The organism is Micromonospora sp. RHAY321 (genome assembly GCF_023896955.1).
Lineage (GTDB): Bacteria > Actinomycetota > Actinomycetes > Mycobacteriales > Micromonosporaceae > Micromonospora.
In genome coordinates, this window is the sequence record NZ_JAMHIW010000033.1 from 1 (window position 1) to 19,753 (window position 19,753).

Genomic DNA, 19,753 nt, shown 5'->3' on the forward strand with positions numbered 1-19,753 from the left:
ACCACTGCCTCATCTCCATGCAGCCGACTGCATGAAGTTGCAATGGCTGATCAACGCTGCTAACCTTCGCTGCATAGTCATGCGGAGGTGAGTATGGGAATCCGAGTCGCGGTCGCCGGAGCGAGCGGCTACGCCGGGGGCGAGCTGCTGCGCCTGGTCGCCGGGCACCCGGAGTTCGACCTGGTCGCTGCCACCGCGCACAGCCAGGCCGGGCACCGCCTCGACGTCGTGCACCCGCAGCTCACCGGCCTGGACCTGGTGCTCGCCGAGACCGACCCGGCGACCCTGGCAGACGCGGACCTGGTCTTCCTCGCCCTGCCGCACGGCGAGTCGGCGGCCCTCGCCTCCCAACTGCCGCCCGAGGTCCGGATCGTGGACCTCGGCGCCGACCACCGGCTCGCCGACCCGTACGCCTGGGCGCACTACTACGGCGGCACGCACGCCGGCCAGTGGACCTACGGCCTGCCCGAGCTGCCCGGCCAGCGGGAGCTGATCGCCGGCGCCACCCGGGTGGCGAACACCGGCTGCTACGCCGCCGCGATCACCCTGGCGCTCGCGCCGCTGATCGCCGCCGGTGCGGCCAGCCCCGCCGACGTGGTGGTGGTCGCCGCCTCCGGCACCTCCGGCGCGGGGCGGGCGGCCAAGCCGCACCTGCTGGGCAGCGACGTGATGGGGGACCTGTCGCCGTACCGGGTGGGCACCCACCAGCACGTACCGGAGATCAAGCAGGCCACCGGCGCGACCGGCCTGTCGCTCACCCCGATCCTGGCGCCGATGCCGCGCGGCATCCTGGCAACGGTCACCGCGGCGCCGGCACGCGGCGTCGACCCGCAGGAGGTGCTGGCGCGGGCGTACGCGGACGCGCCGTTCGTGCACGTGCTGCCGGAGGGCCGGTGGCCGCACACCGCCGCCACGCTGGGCTCGAACTCCTGCCACCTGCAGGCCACCGTCGACGTCGACTCCGGCCGCCTGATCGTGCTCAGCGCACTGGACAACCTGGGCAAGGGCGCCGCCGGCCAGGCCGTCCAGAACGCCAACCTGATGCTCGGCCTGCCGGAGACGACAGGGCTTTCCGTGTGGGGGGTCGCACCGTGAGCGCGAGGAGTGCAGCGCAGCGGAGCCCCGCAGTCGCGAACGAAAGGCAGGCACCGTGAGCGTCACCACCCCACGGGGGTTCCGGGCCTCCGGCGTGGCCGCCGGCCTGAAGGCCAGCGGCGACGCCGACGTCGCGCTGGTGGTCAACGACGGCCCGGACGCCGGGGTCGCCGGGGTCTTCACCACCAACCGGGTCAAGGCCGCGCCGGTGCGCTGGACCCAGCAGGTCGTACGCGGCGGTGTGGTCCGCGCGGTGGTGCTGAACTCCGGTGGCGCCAACGCGTGCACCGGTCCGGCCGGCTTCCAGGACACCCACGCCACCGCCGAGCACACGGCCGCCGCCCTGACCTCCGTCAGCCCACGGCTGATCCTCGGCGCCGGCGAGGTCGCGGTCTGCTCCACCGGGCTGATCGGTGAGCGGCTGCCGATGCCCAAGCTGCTGCCCGGCGTCCGCTCGGCGATCCGGGTGCTGTCCCGCGACGGCGGCACGGCCGCCGCCGAGGCCATCATGACCACGGACACCCGGCCGAAGACCACGGTGGCCCGGGGCAGCGGCTGGACGGTCGGCGGCATGGCCAAGGGCGCGGGGATGCTCGCGCCGGGGATGGCCACGATGCTCTGCGTGCTGACCACCGACGCGGTGGCCGGGCCGGAGACCCTGGACGAGGCGCTGCGCGCGGCCACCCGGGTCAGCTTCGACCGGGTCGACTCCGACGGTTGCATGTCCACCAACGACACGGTGCTGCTGCTGGCCAGCGGCGCGAGCGGCATCGAGCCGACTCCGGCCGAGTTGACCGCCGCGGTCACCGCGGCCTGTCACGATCTCGCCCAGCAGTTGCTCGCCGACGCCGAGGGTGCCACCAAGCAGATCGCCATCGACGTGGTCGGCGCGGCCGACGAGGACGACGCGGTCGAGGTGGGCCGGTCGGTGGCCCGCAACAACCTGGTCAAGACGGCACTGTTCGGCAACGACCCCAACTGGGGCCGGATCCTCGCCGCCGTCGGCACCACGGCGGCGGCGTTCGAGCCGGACGAGGTGGACGTGGCCGTCAACGGGGTGTGGGTGTGCAGGGCCGGCGCCGCCGCCGAGGACCGCTCGAAGGTCGACCTGACCGGCCGGGACGCGACCATCCGGATCGATCTGCACGCCGGCACGGCGGCCGCGACGATCTGGACCAACGACCTGTCCCACGCGTACGTGCACGAGAACTCGGCGTACTCCACATGAGCCTCAGCACCGATCTCACCCGCGCCCAGGGCAAGGCGGAGACCCTGATCGAGGCGCTGCCCTGGCTGGCGCGGTTCTCCGGCTCGACGGTGGTGGTCAAGTACGGCGGCAACGCCATGACCGACCCTGAACTGCAGCGGGCGTTCGCGGCCGACATGGTCTTCCTGCGCTACGCCGGTCTCAAGCCCGTGGTGGTGCACGGCGGCGGCCCGCAGATCTCCGCCATGCTGGGTCGGCTCGGCATCGCCAGCGAGTTCCGGGGCGGCCTGCGGGTGACCACCGCCGAGGCGATGGACGTGGTCCGGATGGTGCTGGTCGGGCAGGTGGGGCGGGAGCTGGTCGGTCTGATCAACTCGCACGGCCCGTTCGCCGTCGGTCTCTCCGGTGAGGACGCCCGGCTGTTCACCGCGGTGCGCCGTCCGGCGTACGTGGACGGGCTGCCGGTCGACGTCGGCCAGGTCGGCGACGTCGAGTCGGTCGACGTGTCGGCGGTGACCGACCTGATCGCGGCCGGTCGGATCCCGGTGATCTCCACGGTGGCGCCGGACGCCGACGGTGTGCTGCACAACCTCAACGCGGACACCGCCGCCGCCGCGCTGGCCGTGGCGTTGCGGGCCCGCAAACTGGTGGTGCTCACGGACGTGGCCGGCCTGTACGCCGACTGGCCGGACACCACCAGCTTGATCTCCGAGATCAGCACCGACGACCTGGCGAAGCTGCTGCCCGGCCTGGAGTCGGGGATGGTGCCGAAGATGGAGGCGTGCCTGCGGGCGGTGGCCGGGGGAGTGCCCGCCGCGCACGTCGTCGACGGTCGGGTGGCGCACTCCACGTTGCTGGAGGTCTTCACCTCGGAAGGGTTCGGAACGATGGTCGTGAGCCCGAGAAGTGAGCCTGCGAGCCCCGCAGTCGCGAGCACGGAAGGGTCGGTCGCGTCATGAGCACGCTGGTGCAGCGCTGGGAACAGTCCATGATGGACAACTACGGCACCCCGCCGCTGGCCCTGGTCTCCGGCGCCGGCGCGGTCGTGGTCGACGACGCGGGCCGGGAGTACCTCGACCTGGTGGGCGGCATCGCGGTGAACGCCCTCGGCCACGCCCACCCGGCCATCGTGGCCGCCGTCTCCAAGCAGGTCGCCACCCTCGGGCACGTCTCCAACCTCTACGTCGCCGAGCCGGCGGTCGCGCTGGCCGAGCTGCTGTTGGCGCTCGCCGGCCGGCCCGGTCGGGTCTTCTTCGCCAACTCCGGCGCGGAGGCCAACGAGGCGGCGTTCAAGCTCTCCCGGCGGACCGGCCGCAGCCACGTCGTCGCCACCCGGGGCGGCTTCCACGGCCGCACCATGGGCGCTCTCGCGCTGACCGGCCAGCCGGCCAAGGCCGACCCGTTCCGCCCGTTGCCCGGCGACGTGACCCACGTGGACTACGGCGACGTCGCCGCCCTCGACGCGGCGGTCACCGACGCCACCGCCATGGTCATCCTGGAGCCGATCCAGGGCGAGGGCGGCGTGGTCGTACCGCCGGCCGGCTACCTCGCCGCGGCGCGGAAGATCACCGCCCGGCGCGGCGCGCTGCTGGTGCTCGACGAGGTGCAGACCGGCATCGGTCGTACCGGGCACTGGTTCGCCCACCAGGCCGAGGGTGTGGAGCCGGACGTGGTGACGCTGGCCAAGGGGCTGGGCGGCGGTCTGCCGCTCGGTGCCACGCTGGCCTTCGGTCCGGCCGCCGACCTGCTCACCCCGGGCTCGCACGGCACCACGTTCGGTGGCAACCCGGTGAGCTGCGCCGCGGCGCTGGCCGTGGTGGCGACCATTGCCAACGAAGGGCTGCTCGACCACGTCAAGCGGGTCGGCGAGCGGCTGCGGCGCGGCATCGAGGGGCTGGACCACCCGCTGGTCGCCGAGGTGCGGGGTGCCGGGCTGCTGCTCGGTCTGGCGCTCACCGCGCCCGTCGCGCCGGTGTTGTCCGAGGCGCTGCGCGAGGCCGGTTTCCTGGTCAACGCGGTGCAGCCGGGCGTGGTCCGGCTCGCCCCACCGCTGATCCTCACCACCGCCCAGGCGGACGCCTTCCTCGCCGCGCTGCCCGCGGCCCTGGACGCGGCCGCTCCCGCCGCCGCCGGCCGGATCTCGACGCCGACCATCGCGACCACGACGGGAACGACCCCATGACCCGGCACTTCCTGCGCGACGACGACCTCTCGCCCACCGAGCAGTCCACCGTGCTCGACCTGGCGGAGCGGATGAAGGCCGACCGGTTCGGCCACCGGCCGTTGGCCGGGCCACGCTCGGTGGCGGTGCTCTTCGACAAGCAGAGCCTGCGCACCCGGATCTCGTTCGACGCCGGCATCGCCGAGCTGGGCGGCCACCCCCTCGTGGTGGACACCCAGGTCACCCACTTCGGCCGGGGCGAGACGCTGGCCGACGCCGGGCGGGTGCTGTCCCGCTACGTCGCGGCCATCGTGCTGCGCACCCACGGCGACGACCGGATCGCCGAGGTGGCGGCCGGCGCGAGCGTGCCGGTGATCAACGCGCTCACCGACGGCTTCCACCCCTGCCAATTGCTCGCCGACCTGCTGACCGTCCGCGAGCGGTGCGGCGGCACGGCCGGCCGCACCCTGACCTACGTGGGCGACGGCGGCAACAACATGGCGCAGTCGTACCTGCTGGCCGGCGTGACGGCCGGGATGCACGTGCGGATCGCCGGGCCGACCGGCTTCGCGCCGGACCAGGCCGTGGTGGACCAGGCGGCGGAGATCGCCGCCGGCACCGGCGGGTCGGTGCGGGTGCTGACCGACCCGGGCCAGGCGGTACGCGACGCCGACGTGCTGGCCACCGACACCTGGACCTCGATGGGGCAGGAGGACGACGGGCTGGACCGGATCACCCCGTTCCTTCCCTACCAGGTCAACAAGGAGTTGCTCGGCCAGGCCGCGCCGGACGCGATCGTGCTGCACTGCCTGCCCGCACACCGCGGCGAGGAGATCACCGACGAGGTGCTCGACGGCCCGCAGAGCGCGGTCTTCGACCAGGCCGAGAACCGGCTGCACGCCCAGAAGGCGCTGCTGACGTTCCTGCTGGGCGCTCCGATCGGGGATTCCCGATGACCGCCCCGCTGACCCGCGCCGCCCGGCACGCCCGGATCGTCGAGCTGATCCGCGACAAGGCGGTCCGCTCGCAGACCGAACTGGCCGACCTGCTGGCCAGCGACGGCGTCGCGGTCACCCAGGCCACCCTCTCGCGGGACCTGGACGAGCTGGGCGCGGTCAAGGTGCGCGGCGGCGACGGGCCGGCGGTCTACCTGATCCCCGAGGACGGCCACCGGCCGCTGCGCGACGCCGAGGCGGCACCCGCCCGGCTGGTGCGGTTGCTGCGTGAGCTGCTCAACGGGGTCGACTCCAGCGGCAACATCGCCGTGCTGCGTACCCCGCCGGGCGCAGCCCAATACCTGGCCAGCGCGTTGGACCGAGCGGGCCTGCCCGAGGTCGTCGGCACCATCGCCGGCGACGACACCATCCTCGTCGTGGCCCGTGAGGCCGTCGGCGGGGCCGCACTCGGCGACAAGCTCGCCGGTTGGGCCCGCGGGGAAGACAACGTTGAAGGGAGCACCACACCATGACCGAGCGGGTCGTCCTGGCGTACTCCGGAGGGCTGGACACCTCCGTCGCCATTCCTTACCTGGCCGAGCAGACCGGCGCCGAGGTGATCGCGGTGGCGGTCGACGTCGGGCAGGGCGGCGAGGATCTCGACGCCATCCGGCAGCGCGCACTGGACTGCGGCGCCGCCGAGTCCGAGGTGGTCGACGCGCGCGACGAGTTCGCCGCCGACTACTGCCTGCCGGCCATCCGGGCCAACGCCCTCTACATGGACCGTTATCCGCTGGTCTCGGCGCTGTCCCGGCCGCTGATCGTCAAGCACCTCGTCGCCGCGGCGCGCAAGCACGGCGGGACGATCGTGTCGCACGGTTGCACCGGCAAGGGCAACGACCAGGTCCGGTTCGAGGTGGGCCTGAACGCGCTCGCCCCCGACCTGAAGATCATCGCGCCGGCGCGGGACTTCGCGTGGACGCGGGACAAGGCCATCGCCTTCGCGGAGGAGAAGGGGCTGCCGATCGACGTGTCGGCGAAGTCGCCGTACTCCATCGACCAGAACCTGTGGGGTCGCGCGGTGGAGACCGGATTCCTGGAGGACATCTGGAACGCCCCGATCGAGGATCTGTACTCGTACACGGCCGACCCGGCGCAGGACCGCGACGCCGACGAAATCGTGATCACCTTCGAGGCCGGCGTACCGGTGGCGATCGACGGTGAGACGGTCACCCCGTACCAGGCGATCCTGGAGCTGAACCGGCGTGCCGGCGCGCAGGGTGTCGGCCGGCTCGACATGGTCGAGGACCGGCTGGTCGGCATCAAGAGCCGCGAGGTGTACGAGGCGCCCGGCGCGATCGCGCTGATCACCGCCCACCAGGAGCTGGAGGCGGTCACCGTGGAACGGGACCTGGCCCGGTTCAAGAAGGGCGTCGACCAGCGTTGGGGTGAGCTGGTCTACGACGGCCTGTGGTTCTCGCCGCTGAAGGACTCGCTGGACGCGTTCATCGACGACGCGCAGCGGCACGTGAGCGGCGAGGTGCGGATGACCCTGCACGGTGGGCGGGCCACCGTCACCGGTCGGCGCTCCGAGGCGAGCCTCTACGACTTCGGGATGGCCACCTACGACACCGGCGACACCTTCGACCAGTCCCTGGCGAAGGGCTTCGTGCAGCTGTGGGGCCTGCCGAGTCGGATGGCCGCCGCGCGGGACGCCCGGCTGGGCGGCTCCGGCCAGTGACCCCCACAATGGGCGGCGTGGACGACAAGAGCCTCACCGAGAACAGCGCCGCCACCAACCGGACGAGCCTGTGGGGTGGCCGGTTCGCCGGCGGCCCCGCCGAGGCGCTGGCCCGGCTGTCGGTGAGCGTGCAGTTCGACTGGCGCCTCGCGCCGTACGACATCGCCGGTTCCCGGGCGCACGCCCGGGTGCTGGCCGGTGCCGGCCTGCTGAACCCCGAGGAGCTGGGCCGGATCCTGGCCGCCCTGGACGATCTGGAGGCCGCCTGCGCCTCCGGGTCGTTCCGTCCCACCGTTGACGACGAGGACGTGCACACCGCGCTGGAGCGCGGGCTGCTGGAGCGGCTGGGCAGCCTCGGCGGCAAGCTGCGCGCCGGCCGGTCCCGGAACGACCAGGTCGCCACGGACCTGCGGCTCTACCTGCGTGACCACGCCCGTGGCGTGGCCAGCCGGGTGGTGGAGCTGGCCGAGGCGCTGGTCGAGCAGGCCGAGCGGCACGTCGACACCGCGGCACCCGGCATGACCCACCTGCAGCACGCCCAGCCGGTCACCTTCGGGCACTGGCTGCTCGCCCACGTGCAGCCGTTGCTGCGTGACCTGGAGCGGCTGCGGGACTGGGACCACCGGGCGGCGATCAGCCCGCTCGGTGCGGGCGCGCTGGCCGGCTCCGGGCTGCCACTGGACCCGGTGGCCGTGGCCAAGGAGCTGGGCTTCCGCACGTCGTTCGCCAACTCGATGGACGCCGTCGCCGACCGGGACTTCGTCGCCGAGTTCCTCTTCACCACGGCCATGATCGGGGTGCACCTGTCCCGGCTCGGCGAGGAGGTCGTGCTCTGGACGTCGCATGAGTTCGGCTGGGTGGAGCTGGACGACGCGTTCGCCACCGGCTCGTCGATCATGCCGCAGAAGAAGAACGCGGACATCGCCGAGCTGGCGCGGGGCAAGTCGGGCCGGCTGGTCGGTGGTCTGATGACGGTCCTCACCATGCTCAAGGGCCTGCCGATGACCTACGACCGGGACATGCAGGAGGACAAGGAGCCGGCCTTCGACGCGGTCGACACCCTGGAGCTGCTGCTGCCGGCCCTCGCCGGGATGATCTCCACGATGACCGTCCGCGTCGACCGGTTGGTGGCCGCCGCGCCGGTCGGTTTCTCGCTGGCCACCGAGGTGGCCGACTGGTTGGTCCGTAGGGGCGTGCCGTTCCGCGACGCGCACGAGATCACCGGCCGGCTGGTGGCGCTCTGCGCGGCCCGGGAGTGCGAGCTGGAAGAGGTCTCCGACGCGGATCTGGCCGCGGTCAGCGAACACCTCGACCCGTCGGTGCGCGACGTGCTCTCGGTCCGTTCGGCCCTCGCGGCCCGGATCACCCCCGGCTCCACCGGCCCCGGCCCGGTGGCCGACCAGCTCGCCGCCGCGGCGGACCAACTGGCCGGCTGGCGGGAGTGGGCGACCGAGCGCGTCGTACCCCGCTGATCTCGCCGTGGCGCCGGCGCAGCTCGCCGCCGGCGCCGCGGTCGGTTCAGGCCGTCGGGCGCTCCCGCTTGGGGAGTTTCGCCACCACCATGTCGTACGACCCGTCGACCGCCTCGGCGAGCTCCTCCTCGCCGATCCCGCCGTCCAGGCGCAGCGTGTTCCAGCCGGACCGCCCGATGTAGGCCATCACCCGCGCGTCGTCGGGGTGGCGGTGCAGCCACTCGTCGGCGATCTCGCGGGTCGGGCCGCACTTCACGCCGACCGTCGGGTTTCCCTCGCCGTTGCCGAGGAAGGCGAAGATCCGGCTGCCGACCTTGACCACCTCGTCGCCCTCCCATGGCCGGTCCAGCCACGCTCCCGGCTTGGCCAGGCAGTACGCCAGCATCTCCGCGCGGTCCATGCGTGCCTCCCGGAATCGTCGTGCGCACAGTCTGCGCGCCCGGCCGGCACGTGGCATGCCGGTCGGCCGGGCGGCCACCGTGGGTTGGTGTGGCGGGTCAGCCGGTCTGCTCGGCGGAGCGGGCGGCGACCCGTTCGTAGCGCTGCCGGGCGGCCTGTGCGCTGCCGAGGCCCAGCCCGTACGCGATGGCCTGCCAGGTCAGGCCCCGGTCGCGGGCCAGTGTCAGCAGCCCGGCCTCCAGGGCGTCCAGCTCGGCGCGGACATGTGGCAGCAGGGTCAGCGCGGCGGTCAGGTCGGCGCCGTCGACCGGCTCCTCGGTGGGCTCGCGCTCGGCTCCGCCCGCGGCCAGCGCGGTGACCAGGGCCACCGCCTCCCACGGGTCCAGCACGTACGGGTGTGCCCAGCGGCCCCGCTGGGCGCCGGTGCCGGCGTGCCGTTCGCTGATCCGCCGCAGCGCCTCGTGAGTGCGGTGTGCGCGGGCCCGGGCGGGGTTCGGCGCGGTGAACGGGTCCTCGGTCGTCATCCTCCGATCACAGCCCATCAATGACAGATTGTCAACAGATTGTTGAAAACTGAGTGGGTGCGCGGACCGGGCGCTGGGTACCGTCATGGTCATGGACGTACTCCCTGGTGACCGCGCCGCCGACGCCGAGCTGGCGTCGCTGGGGGAGCTGCTCGCCGGTCCGCTGCTGCCGGCCGCGCGCGGGCTGCTGGGCTGCCGACTGGAGGCCGGCGACGTCACCGTCCGGATCACCGAGGTCGAGGCGTACGCCGGGACGGCCGGTGACCCGGCCTCGCACGCGCACCGGGGGCGCACGCCACGCAACGTGGTGATGTTCGGGCCGGCCGGGCACGCCTACGTCTACTTCACCTACGGGATGCACTGGTGCATGAACGTGGTCACCGGGGTCGAGGGGGAGGCCGCCGCGGTGCTGCTGCGCGCCGGGGAGGTGGTCGACGGCCTGGAGGCGGCCCGGGCCCGTCGACCGGCCGTTCGTCGGGACGTGGACCTGGCCCGTGGTCCGGCCCGGCTCTGCGCGACGCTCGGCATCGACCGGACGGCATACGGCGTCCATCTGCTCGGTGACGGGCCGGTCCGGTTGCGTCCGCCGGTGCGCCAGGTGCCGGCGGAGGCGGTGGTCGCCGGGCCGCGGGTCGGCGTGACGGGTGCGCACGACCTGCCGTGGCGGTTCTGGCTCGACGGCGACCCGACGGTCAGCGCGTACCGGCGACACGTGCCTCGCAGCCGGCGCTGAGGGCGGCCCGGCGAGCCCTGGCGAATCTGTCGCAGGGGTGTGGCCTAATCACCCCACCTGCTCGCCGACGGCTTCGGAGGACGTCATGGCAACGCTGCTCGCGATCGGCACGGCCAAGGGGTTGTTTCTCGCCAGCAGCGCCGACGGCCGGCGCAGCTGGGAGGTCAGCGGCCCGCACTTCCCGATGACCGGCGTCTACGCGGTCGCGGTCGACACGCGTCGGCCCACCCCGCGGCTGCTCGCCGGGGTGACCAGCTCACACTTCGGGCCCAGCGTCGCCACCAGCGACGATCTCGGTGCCTCCTGGGACGAGCCCGACCACGCACCGGTCGCCTTTCCGGCCGACACCGACACGACACTGGAGCGTGTCTGGCAGCTGATGCCGGCCGGCCACGACGAGCCGGACGTCGTCTGGGCCGGCACCCAGCCGTCGGCGCTGTTCCGGTCCACCGACGGCGGCCGCAGCTTCGAGCTGGTCCGGTCGCTCTGGGACCATCCGCACCGCCCGGAGTGGGATGCCGGCTTCGGTGGTCAGGCCGTGCACACGGTGTTGCCCCACCCACGCGACCCGGCTCGGCTGCTGGTCGCCATGTCCACCGGTGGGGTCTACCGCTCGGAGGACGCCGGGGTGAGCTGGGCGCCGGCCAACACGGGCATCCGCGCCTACTTCCTGCCCGACGAATGGCCGGAGTTCGGCCAGTGCGTGCACAAGGTCGCCCGGGACGGGGTCAACCCCGACCGGCTGTACGCGCAGAACCACCACGGCGTCTACCGCTCCGACGACGACGGCCGCACCTGGTCCTCGATCGCCGACGGGCTGCCCAGCGACTTCGGCTTCACGATGGTGTCCCACCCGGCGCGGGCCGGCATGGTGTGGACCTTCCCGCTGGAGGCCGACAGCCAGCGGTTCCCGACCGACCACCGCTGCCGGGTGTTCCGCTCCGCCGACGCGGGCGGCACGTGGGCCCCGCTGTCCGTGGGGCTGCCCGAGGGGCCGTTCTACCCGGCGGTGCTCCGCGACGCGATGTGCGCCGACGACGCGACCCCGGGCGGTGTCTACTTCGGCACCCGCTCCGGCGAGGTCTACGCCAGCCGGGACGAGGGCGACACCTGGTCCCTGGTGGCCGCACACCTGCCCGACGTGCTCTGCGTCCGGGCCGCGGTGGTGTGAGGTGGTCACCGTGCTGCTGCCCGGCCCGCTGCGCGGCGAGGCCGGCGGCGCCAGCCGGCTGAGCGTCGCCGCCGCCGGGACACTGGGGGCGGTCCTCGACGAGGTGGCCGCCGCTCACCCGCGACTCGCCCGGCGGATTCGCGACGAGCGCGGCGAGCTGCGCCGCTACGTCAACGTCTACGTCGACGGGGAGGACTGCCGGCACTCCGGCGGGCTGTCCACTCCGGTCGGCGACGGTGCCGAGGTGCGGGTGCTGCCCTCGGTCGCCGGAGGCTGACCCGGTCCGGGCGGGCGGAGGCGAGGAGTGACCGCCGCCACTGCGGTGCCTGCCGCCGACGGAATAGTTGCGTCGTCAAATAAGTTGAGGGCTGCGTCCGGGTACCACGACGGGACCCGGTTGACACGCGAGGAGCTGGTCATGCAGTTCGGAGTCTTCACCGTCGGCGACGTCACGGTCGATCCGACCACCGGCCGGGAGCCGACCGAGCATGAGCGGATCAAGGCGATGGTCGCGATCGCCCTCAAGGCCGAAGAGGTCGGCCTGGACGTCTTCGCCACCGGCGAGCACCACAACCCGCCGTTCGTGCCCTCGTCGCCGACCACCATGCTCGGCCACATCGCTGCACGTACCGAGCGGCTGCTGCTGTCCACCGCGACCACGCTGATCACCACCAACGACCCGGTGAAGATCGCCGAGGACTTCGCGATGCTCCAGCACCTCGCCGACGGCCGGGTGGACCTGATGATGGGCCGCGGCAACACCGGGCCGGTGTACCCGTGGTTCGGCAAGGACATCCGCGCCGGCATCCCCCTCGCGATCGAGAACTACGACCTGCTGCACCGCCTCTGGCGCGAGGACGTGGTCGACTGGAAGGGTCGCTACCGCACCCCGCTGCAGTCGTTCACCTCGACGCCGCGCCCGCTCGACGGGGTTCCCCCGTTCGTCTGGCACGGCTCGATCCGCAGCCCGGAGATCGCCGAGCAGGCCGCCTACTACGGTGACGGCTTCTTCGCCAACCACATCTTCTGGCCCAAGGAGCACACCCAGCGGATGGTCGGGCTCTACCGGGAGCGGTACGCGCACTACGGCCACGGTTCCGCCGACCAGGCCATCGTCGGCCTCGGCGGGCAGGTGTTCATGCGGCGCAACTCGCAGGACGCGGTCCGGGAGTTCCGGCCCTACTTCGACAACGCCCCGGTCTACGGGCACGGGCCGTCGCTGGAGGAGTTCAGCCGGGAGACCCCGCTGACCGTGGGCAGCCCGCAGCAGGTCATCGACCGTACGTTGGGCTTCCGCGAGTACGTCGGTGACTACCAGCGGCAGCTGTTCCTCATGGACCACGCCGGGCTGCCCCTGAAGACGGTGCTCGAGCAGCTCGACCTGCTCGGCGAGGAGGTCGTGCCGGTGCTGCGCAAGGAGTTCGCGGCGCTGCGCCCGGCGCACGTGCCGGAGGCGCCCACCCACGCCTCGCTGCTCGCCGCGGCGGGCGGCGCCAAGGACAGCACCGTCCACGCCGTCGACGACGTGACGGGCAAGGCGCCGGAGGTGGCCCGATGACACGCCGCACCCTGGCCGTGGTGTCCGCGGGGTTGAGTCAGCCCTCGTCCACGCGGCTGCTCGCCGACCAGCTCGCCGGGGCAACCCGCGACGAGCTGGTCCGGCGCGGCGCCGAGGTCGAGCTGCGCGTGGTCGACGTGCGCGAGTACGCCCACGACGTGGTGAACAACCTGCTCACCGGGTTCCCGCCGGCCGCCCTGCGCGAGGCCCTCGACGCGGTGACCGGGGCCGACGGCATCATCGCCGTCACGCCCATCTTCAACGCGTCCTACAGCGGGCTGTTCAAGTCCTTCTTCGACGTGGTGGAGGCCGAGTCGCTGGTCGACCGGCCGGTGCTGCTCGGCGCCACCGGTGGCACCGCCCGGCACTCGCTCGCCCTGGAGCACGCCGTCCGCCCGATGTTCACCTACCTGCGGGCGGTGGTCGTACCCACCACGGTGTTCGCGGCCCCGGAGGACTGGTCCGGCGGCACCGCCGAGGGCGCACTGCGAGGCCGGATCAGGCGCGCCGCCGGGGAGTTGGCCGACCAGGTCGAGCGTCGGCTGCCGGCCACCGGCCCCGCGGATCCGTTCGCCCTCACCACCGACTTCCTGCAGATGCTCGGCCGCGGTGACGACGTCACCCCTCCCGGTCGTACGGGTGAGCGACCAGGACCGGGCAGTGCGCGTGCTGGATCGCCGCCTGGCTGACCGAGCCGAGCAGCAGCCCGGCGAACCCGTGCCGGCCCCGGGTGCCCACGACCAGCAGCGACGCTCCTCCGCTCGCCTCGATGAGCCCCCGGGCCGCGCCGGCCGCCCGCACCGGATGCTCCCGCACCACCAGACCGGGATGGTCGGCCCGGACGGCGGCGGACGCCTCGGCCAGCAGCCGCACCGCCTCGGCCTGGTACGCGGCCTGCGACTCCTCGACCTCGTCCGGCACCGGCCGGTCCCCGTCGGGTGGGCCGACGTGCACCAGCACCAGTGGCACGTCGCGCAGCGCCGCCTCGTCGGCGCCGTACCCGGCGGCGAGCCGGGACGATTCGGAGCCGTCCACGCCGACGAGCACCGGCTCGTCAACCGGGATCGGTTGCTCGTCGGGGCGGACCACCAGCACCGGGCAGTGCGCGTGCGCGGCCACCTGCGCGCCGACCGAGCCGAGCAGTAGCCCGGCGAACCCGCCGTGCCCTCGGCTGCCGACCACGACGAGGTCGGCGTGGCGGGACTCCTCGACCATGGTGGCGCCCGGGCCGCCGGCGACCTGACGGACCTCGACACGCAGGCCGGGCCAGCGGTCGGCCAGGTCAGTCGCCGTCCGCTCCAACATCTGCTGGGCCTCCTCGGTGGGCGCCGGCACCCCGAGGTCGTACGGGTTGAGCGGCACGCCGTACCCGAGTGGGTGCAGGTAGGCGTGGACCAGGAGCAGCGGTCGGTGTCGGAGCAGAGCGGCACGGGCCGCGTGCTCGGCGGCGACGAGGCTGGACGGGGATCCGTCCACGCCCACCACGACAGGTCGGTTCATCGGCGCTCCCTGGGTCGGTCAGGTCATTGTCGGTGCACCTGGCGGGCGGTGCCGGTATTTGCCGGTGTCGCGCCCGGTGAAGACGCCGCGTCATCTTGCGCGGAAATACGCCACCGCCCTGTCCGCGCTGGCCCACCCGGTGCGGCTGCGGCTCCTGCGGGAGGTCCTCGGCGGCCGGCAGACCACCGGTGAGCTGGCCGAGATCGAGGAACTGGGCACCGCCGGTCAGCTCCACCACCTGCGCCTGATCACGGCCGTCGGCCGCTGACCCCACCGTCTGCCGGCACCGCGCCCGGCGCCGACGCGGCCACCGCCCGCTTCAGCGAGTCGGCTTCGGGTGGACTGACACACCTGCTGCGTACCCTCACCAAATGACCTTCGACGTGCAGCTGCGCCCGGTCCGCGAGGACGATCTCGTGGAGTTCTTCCTGCACCAGCAGGATCCGGAGGCCAACCGGATGGCCGCGTTCGTCGCCGCCGACCCGTCCGACCACCGTGAGTTCGCGCGGCACTGGGCCCGGGTGCTCACCAACCCGGCGAACCTGGTCCGCACCATCGAGGTCGACGGCGAGGTGGTCGGTTACGTGAGCGCCTTCCCGGTCGGTGACCTCACCGAGGTCAGCTACTGGATCGACCCGGCACGCTGGGGCCGGGGCCACGCCACGGCGGCCCTGGCCGCCCTGCTGCGTGAGCTGCCCCGGCCGGTGCACGCCCGCGCCGCCAAGGACAACGCCGCGTCGCTCTCGGTTCTCCGCAAGTGCGGCTTCGTGGTGGTCGGCGAGGACTCGGGGTACGCCAACGGCCGCGGCGTCGATGTCGAGGAGTGGCTGCTGGAGCTGCCCGCCGACGGCTCTGACCTGGGCGGGCACTAGTCTCGCGGGGTGAATTGGTTGGATCTGGTCGGCTGGGCCGGCTCCGCGGTACTGGTCTGGTCGCTGCTGCAGTCACGCATCCTGCGACTGCGCGCGCTCAACCTCGTCGGCTGCCTCGTGCTGATCGGCTACAACGCCGCGCTCGAGGTGTGGCCCATGGTCGGGCTCAACATCGTGCTCGCGGTGATCAACGTCTGGTACCTGCGGGGGATGCTCGCCACCCGTCACGACGAGCAGACCTACCAGGTGGTGGAGGTCGGGGTCGACGACCAGTTCCTGGCGCACACGCTGCGGGTGCACGGCCCCGACATCGCCCGGTTCAACCCCGACTTCCACTGGGACCCGGACGTCGCCAACCGCTCCGCCTTCCTCGTGGTCACGGCCGACGAGGTGGTGGGGGTGGTCCTGTCGCACGCCGAGGCGCGCGGGGTCGCCCAGATCGACCTGGACTACGTGACCCCGAAGTTCCGCGACTTCACCCCCGGCGAGTTCGTCTACCGGCGCAGCCGCCTCTTCACCGAACGGGGCTTCCACCGGGTGGTGAGCCCGCCCGGGATGGTCGCCCCCTACTACCACCGGCTCGGGTTCCGCCCGGAGGGCGACTCGTACGTCCTGGATCTGCCGGCGTCACCGGCGACCGAATCGGCGTAGCGTCGCCGGGCAGGATTCGGCCGGCACCGCACGGGGCACAGACACGCGTACGCCGGGCGGGTCCGCCGACAGGCGGGCACCGCGCGGAGCGGCCGGTGCCACCACGACGAGGGAGCGAACCAGGCGTGCAGAGCTACGGGAGCCAACTGGCCCTGGTCGGAATCCTGGTCGTCATCAACGCGCTCTTCGCCGGCAGTGAGATGGCGTTGGTGTCGTTGCGGGACAGCCAGATCCAGCGGTTGGAGCGCACCAGCCGGGCCGGACGGGTCCTGGCCCGGCTCGCCAAGGACCCGAACCGTTTCCTGGCCACCATCCAGATCGGCATCACCCTGGCCGGTTTCCTGGCCTCCGCCGCCGCGGCGGTCTCGCTGGCCAAGCCCCTGGTGCCGCTGCTCGGGGTGTTCGGCGGCGCCGCCGAGACGGTGGCGATCGTGGTGGTCACCCTCGCGCTCACCTTCGTCACCCTGGTCTTCGGCGAGCTGGCCCCCAAGCGGATCGCCATGCAGGCCGCCGAGCGCTGGGCGCTGCTGGTGGCCCGACCGCTCGACCTGCTCGCCACGTTCACCCGCCCGGCGGTCTGGGCGCTCGGCGCCACCAGTGACCTGGTCGTCCGCCTGGTCGGGCTCAATCCGAAGCACCAGCCGGACGAGATCGGCCCGGACGAGCTCCGCGACATCGTCGCCGGCAACCACGGCTTCACCAAGGAGCAGCGCACCATCATCGCCGGTGCCGTGGAGATCGCCGACCGGCGGTTGCGGGCTGTCCTCGTACCCCGGTTGCGGGTCTTCACGCTCGACAGCGGGACCACCGCGGAGGCCGCGCGCCTGGTGCTGGCCGCCACCGGGCACTCCCGGGCACCGGTGGTGCGCCACGGCGGCCTGGACGACACGCTCGGCGTGATCCACCTGCGTGACCTGGTGGGGGTGCCCGACGACCGGCCGGTCGACGAGATCGCGCGTCCACCGATGCTGCTGCCGGACTCGCTGCCCGTCGTGGACGCGCTGCGCCAGTTCAAGGCCGAGCGTCAACACATCGCGCTGGTGGTGGACGAGCGGGGCGCCGTCGACGGCATCGTCACGCTGGAGGACATCCTGGAGGAGATCGTCGGGGAGATCTACGACGAGACCGACCGGGACGGGTACTCGGTGCGCCGCGACCCGGACGGCGCGCTGGTGCTGCCCGGCACGTTCCCGGTGCACGACCTGCCGGACATCGGCGTCGAGCTGCCGTCGCGGCCCGACGGTGACTACACGACCGTCGCCGGGCTGGTGCTGGCCCGCCTCGGGCACATCCCCACCGTCGCCGGGGAGGATGTCACCCTGGACGGCTGGGTGCTGATGGTGGCCGGCATCGACCACCGGGCGATCACCGAGGTACGGCTGAGTCGTGTCCCCGAGGAGGCCGAGCCCGACCAGGACGCCGAGCCGGTGCTGGACGAGGCGCGCAGCTGACCCCGCCGGGGTGCGGCCCGGTCAGGCGGGGGAGAGGTTCTGCAGCCGGACCTGGCCGCGGGCGACCAGCCGCTGGTCGGCGTCGGTGATCTCCACCTGCCAGAGCTGCTGGCTGCGGCCCCGGTGCACCGGCGTGCCGACCGCGGTCAACTCGCCCTCTCGGACGGCCCGCAGGAAGTCGGTCTGGTTCGACACGCCGACGACCGTTCCCCGGTCGGCGAGCCAAAGCGAGCCGCCCACGCTGGCCGCGGTCTCGACCACCGAGCAGTACACCCCGCCGTGCTGGATGCCGAACGGCTGGTGCAACTCGGGTCGGACGCGCCAGGTGATGACCACCCGGTCGGCGGTCGCCTCCTTGAACGTCAGCCCGAGCAGGGCGACGAAGCCACCCGTCACGTCCGGCATCTCCACGGCCAAGCCTCCTCGATCAACAGGGCGCAAGCGTAACCGGGGCGGCTTGCGCCAAACCCGGTACGGGTCGGTGCCGGTGATGGGGGAGAATCGGTGACCGTGACCGACAGTAGCCTCCCGCCGTCCGGGCGGGACTCCCTGACCGACGACCTGCTCTGGCGTGGCCTGATCCAGGACTCGACCGGCCTCGACGAGCTGCGCGAGCTGCTCGACGGAGGGGACCGAGCCACCTTCTACGTGGGCTTCGACCCCACCGCGCCGAGCCTGCACGTCGGGTCCCTCATGCAGGTCACCATGGCCCGCCGGCTGCAACTCGCCGGGCACCGACCGTTGCTGCTGGTCGGTGGCGCGACCGGGCAGATCGGTGACCCGAAGGCGAGCGCCGAGCGGACGCTGAACCCGCCCGAGGTGATCGCCGGCTGGGTCGAGCGGATCCGCGAACAACTGTCCCCCTTCGTGTCCTACACGGGGGAGAACGCGGCGCGACTGGTGAACAACCTGGACTGGACCGGCGAGATGTCGGTGGTCGAGTTCCTCCGCGATGTGGGCAAGCACTTCCCGGTGAACAAGATGCTCGCCCGGGAGGTGGTGCGGGCCCGGCTCGAGACGGGCATCAGCTTCACCGAGTTCAGCTACCAGCTGTTGCAGGCCAACGACTTCTTCGAGTTGCACCGCCGCGACGGCTGCCAGCTCCAGTTCGGCGGCTCCGACCAGTGGGGCAACATCACCGCGGGTGTCGACTACGTAAGGCGGCGTGGCGCCGGGCCGGTGCAGGCGTTCACCACGCCGCTGGTCACCAAGTCCGACGGCACCAAGTTCGGCAAGACCGAGGGCGGCACCGTCTGGCTCGACCCCTCGCTGACCAGCCCGTACGCGTTCTACCAGTTCTGGCTCAACGTGGAGGACCGGGAGGTCGACCGCTACCTGCGGTACTTCAGCTTCCGCTCGCGCGAGGAGCTGGAGGAGCTGGCGAAGGCGACGGCCGAACGGCCGGCGGCCCGGCTGGCGCAGCGGGCGCTCGCCGAGGAGGTGACGAGCCTGGTGCACGGCCCCGAGGAGGCCCGGCAGGCGATCGCCGCCAGTCAGGCGCTGTTCGGCCGGGGCTCGCTGGACGACCTGGCCCCGGAGACGCTGCGCGCGGCGTTGACGGAGGCCGGCCTGGTGCGGCTGGCCGCCGACCTGCCGGACGTCGCGGGCCTGCTGCGGGACGCCGGGCTGGTGCCCAGCCTCAAGGAGGCCCGTCGGGTGATCGCCGAGGGCGGCGCCTACGTGAACAACAACCGGGTGACCGAGGTGGACGCCACCGTGTCACCGGCCGAGCTGCTGCACGGGCGCTACCTGGTGCTGCGTCGCGGCAAGCGCTCGTTCGCGGGCGTTGAGCTGGTGGAATAGCCATCGGTCGACGATGTGACGGGGGACGCGTCCGGTGGATTTGACGATCACTCCGCCGGACGCGTAACTTTCTCTCTGCCAGCGCGGAACGGACGAAACAGGCGAAAGCCTGAGAGGCCGGAGCGCGGGAATGACCGCCAGGTCGGAGGGGTTACACCTTCTGGACTTGGTACCGGGAGGTGCCCCCAGAATCGCCGCGAGGCGGATTTGGCGAGGCGAAGCCGACCGGGTAAGGTTGACGACCGGCAGGGAAACGGGCGAGTTCGCGGGAGACCGCAACGGCCGGCCTGCCAAACCCGTGACGAGAGCGGCGCAAGCCGGTCGAGACATGGCGCCCGCAACACGGGGTGAAGCATGACGAACCGCCAAACAGCGGTTTGACACAGCGGAAACCGGCGGGTAACGTAGTAAAAGTGCCTAGCGCGATATGAGCGCTGGGGACTTGAACGAAAGCCCCGAGTTGGGCCTCACGGTGTGGGG

At 72.7% G+C, this 19,753-nt stretch carries 22 protein-coding genes; 18 read left to right on the forward strand and 4 right to left on the reverse strand.

Features of this window, described 5'->3' with window-relative positions:
- Positions 1 to 93 precede the first annotated feature (93 nt).
- From argC to argH, 8 genes are read left to right on the forward strand one after another with little or no spacing between them, the layout of a single operon-like run.
- On the forward strand, positions 94 to 1,095 hold the full coding sequence (gene argC / locus M8C17_RS31400; protein ID WP_252420369.1) for an N-acetyl-gamma-glutamyl-phosphate reductase: 1,002 nt from the start codon (positions 94 to 96) through the stop codon (positions 1,093 to 1,095).
- A 55-nt stretch (positions 1,096 to 1,150) separates the two neighbouring features.
- Positions 1,151 to 2,323: a bifunctional glutamate N-acetyltransferase/amino-acid acetyltransferase ArgJ gene (gene argJ / locus M8C17_RS31405; RefSeq protein ID WP_252420371.1), complete on the forward strand. Its 1,173-nt coding sequence runs from the start codon at positions 1,151 to 1,153 to the stop codon at positions 2,321 to 2,323.
- Positions 2,320 to 3,261, forward strand: a complete 942-nt coding sequence (argB, locus tag M8C17_RS31410; RefSeq protein ID WP_252420373.1) for an acetylglutamate kinase — start codon at positions 2,320 to 2,322, stop codon at positions 3,259 to 3,261. Before argJ ends, argB begins: the two co-directional genes overlap by 4 nt.
- Positions 3,258 to 4,484: an acetylornithine transaminase gene (locus M8C17_RS31415; protein ID WP_252420375.1), complete on the forward strand. Its 1,227-nt coding sequence runs from the start codon at positions 3,258 to 3,260 to the stop codon at positions 4,482 to 4,484. The genes argB and M8C17_RS31415 overlap by 4 nt, the downstream gene beginning before the upstream one ends.
- Positions 4,481 to 5,419: an ornithine carbamoyltransferase gene (argF, locus tag M8C17_RS31420; RefSeq protein ID WP_252420378.1), complete on the forward strand. Its 939-nt coding sequence runs from the start codon at positions 4,481 to 4,483 to the stop codon at positions 5,417 to 5,419. The genes M8C17_RS31415 and argF overlap by 4 nt, the downstream gene beginning before the upstream one ends.
- Complete coding sequence (locus tag M8C17_RS31425) at positions 5,416 to 5,931, forward strand: arginine repressor (RefSeq protein WP_252420380.1); 516 nt, start codon at positions 5,416 to 5,418, stop codon at positions 5,929 to 5,931. The genes argF and M8C17_RS31425 overlap by 4 nt, the downstream gene beginning before the upstream one ends.
- Positions 5,928 to 7,139 carry an argininosuccinate synthase gene (locus M8C17_RS31430; protein WP_252420382.1) on the forward strand — a complete coding sequence of 404 codons (1,212 nt, stop codon included), beginning with the start codon at positions 5,928 to 5,930 and terminating at the stop codon, positions 7,137 to 7,139. The genes M8C17_RS31425 and M8C17_RS31430 overlap by 4 nt, the downstream gene beginning before the upstream one ends.
- 8 nt (positions 7,140 to 7,147) lie before the next feature.
- Positions 7,148 to 8,611, forward strand: a complete 1,464-nt coding sequence (argH, locus tag M8C17_RS31435) for an argininosuccinate lyase (protein ID WP_252420410.1) — start codon at positions 7,148 to 7,150, stop codon at positions 8,609 to 8,611.
- 46 nt (positions 8,612 to 8,657) lie between these two features.
- On the opposite strand, the gene M8C17_RS31440 is transcribed toward argH, so the two are convergent.
- The gene (locus M8C17_RS31440) at positions 8,658 to 9,011 is read right to left on the reverse strand and encodes an MmcQ/YjbR family DNA-binding protein (protein WP_252420384.1); all 354 of its coding nucleotides are present in this window, start codon (positions 9,009 to 9,011) and stop codon (positions 8,658 to 8,660) included.
- Between the two features lie 97 nt (positions 9,012 to 9,108).
- Complete coding sequence (locus M8C17_RS31445; RefSeq protein WP_252420386.1) at positions 9,109 to 9,534, reverse strand: DNA-binding protein; 426 nt, start codon at positions 9,532 to 9,534, stop codon at positions 9,109 to 9,111.
- A gap of 91 nt (positions 9,535 to 9,625) precedes the next feature.
- Between M8C17_RS31445 and M8C17_RS31450 the strand changes: the two genes are divergently transcribed.
- The 5 genes from M8C17_RS31450 (at position 9,626) to M8C17_RS31470 (ending at position 13,685) form a co-directional block, all read left to right on the forward strand.
- Entirely contained in the window at positions 9,626 to 10,267 is a 642-nt protein-coding gene (locus tag M8C17_RS31450; RefSeq protein ID WP_252420388.1) for a DNA-3-methyladenine glycosylase, read from the forward strand.
- Positions 10,268 to 10,352: 85 nt separating this feature from the next.
- Entirely contained in the window at positions 10,353 to 11,438 is a 1,086-nt protein-coding gene (locus tag M8C17_RS31455) for an exo-alpha-sialidase (protein WP_252420390.1), read from the forward strand.
- A 1-nt stretch (position 11,439) separates the two neighbouring features.
- Positions 11,440 to 11,715: a ubiquitin-like small modifier protein 1 gene (locus tag M8C17_RS31460; RefSeq protein ID WP_252420392.1), complete on the forward strand. Its 276-nt coding sequence runs from the start codon at positions 11,440 to 11,442 to the stop codon at positions 11,713 to 11,715.
- A 141-nt stretch (positions 11,716 to 11,856) separates the two neighbouring features.
- Positions 11,857 to 12,996 carry an LLM class flavin-dependent oxidoreductase gene (locus M8C17_RS31465; protein WP_252420394.1) on the forward strand — a complete coding sequence of 380 codons (1,140 nt, stop codon included), beginning with the start codon at positions 11,857 to 11,859 and terminating at the stop codon, positions 12,994 to 12,996.
- Positions 12,993 to 13,685: an FMN reductase gene (locus M8C17_RS31470; RefSeq protein ID WP_252420396.1), complete on the forward strand. Its 693-nt coding sequence runs from the start codon at positions 12,993 to 12,995 to the stop codon at positions 13,683 to 13,685. Before M8C17_RS31465 ends, M8C17_RS31470 begins: the two co-directional genes overlap by 4 nt.
- Here the strand turns inward: M8C17_RS31470 and M8C17_RS31475 are convergent.
- A complete protein-coding gene (locus M8C17_RS31475; RefSeq protein ID WP_252420398.1) occupies positions 13,615 to 14,496 on the reverse strand; it encodes a universal stress protein in 882 nt (293 codons plus the stop codon). The two genes, M8C17_RS31470 and M8C17_RS31475, sit on opposite strands and share 71 nt — an antisense overlap.
- Positions 14,497 to 14,572: 76 nt before the next feature.
- Here M8C17_RS31475 and M8C17_RS31480 point away from each other — a divergent pair, with 76 nt between their 5' ends.
- From M8C17_RS31480 to M8C17_RS31495, 4 genes are all read left to right on the forward strand, one after another.
- The gene (locus M8C17_RS31480) at positions 14,573 to 14,764 is read left to right on the forward strand and encodes a hypothetical protein (protein WP_252420400.1); all 192 of its coding nucleotides are present in this window, start codon (positions 14,573 to 14,575) and stop codon (positions 14,762 to 14,764) included.
- Positions 14,765 to 14,867: 103 nt separating this feature from the next.
- The gene (locus M8C17_RS31485; RefSeq protein ID WP_252420402.1) at positions 14,868 to 15,368 is read left to right on the forward strand and encodes a GNAT family N-acetyltransferase; all 501 of its coding nucleotides are present in this window, start codon (positions 14,868 to 14,870) and stop codon (positions 15,366 to 15,368) included.
- Between the two features lie 9 nt (positions 15,369 to 15,377).
- Positions 15,378 to 16,019: a YgjV family protein gene (locus M8C17_RS31490; protein WP_252420404.1), complete on the forward strand. Its 642-nt coding sequence runs from the start codon at positions 15,378 to 15,380 to the stop codon at positions 16,017 to 16,019.
- Positions 16,020 to 16,144: 125 nt separating this feature from the next.
- Positions 16,145 to 17,470: a hemolysin family protein gene (locus M8C17_RS31495; protein ID WP_252420406.1), complete on the forward strand. Its 1,326-nt coding sequence runs from the start codon at positions 16,145 to 16,147 to the stop codon at positions 17,468 to 17,470.
- 21 nt (positions 17,471 to 17,491) lie between these two features.
- On the opposite strand, the gene M8C17_RS31500 is transcribed toward M8C17_RS31495, so the two are convergent.
- The gene (locus tag M8C17_RS31500) at positions 17,492 to 17,875 is read right to left on the reverse strand and encodes a PaaI family thioesterase (RefSeq protein WP_252420412.1); all 384 of its coding nucleotides are present in this window, start codon (positions 17,873 to 17,875) and stop codon (positions 17,492 to 17,494) included.
- Between the two features lie 105 nt (positions 17,876 to 17,980).
- Between M8C17_RS31500 and tyrS the strand changes: the two genes are divergently transcribed.
- Positions 17,981 to 19,273 carry a tyrosine--tRNA ligase gene (gene tyrS / locus M8C17_RS31505; protein ID WP_252420408.1) on the forward strand — a complete coding sequence of 431 codons (1,293 nt, stop codon included), beginning with the start codon at positions 17,981 to 17,983 and terminating at the stop codon, positions 19,271 to 19,273.
- The last annotated feature ends 480 nt before the right edge of the window (positions 19,274 to 19,753 follow it).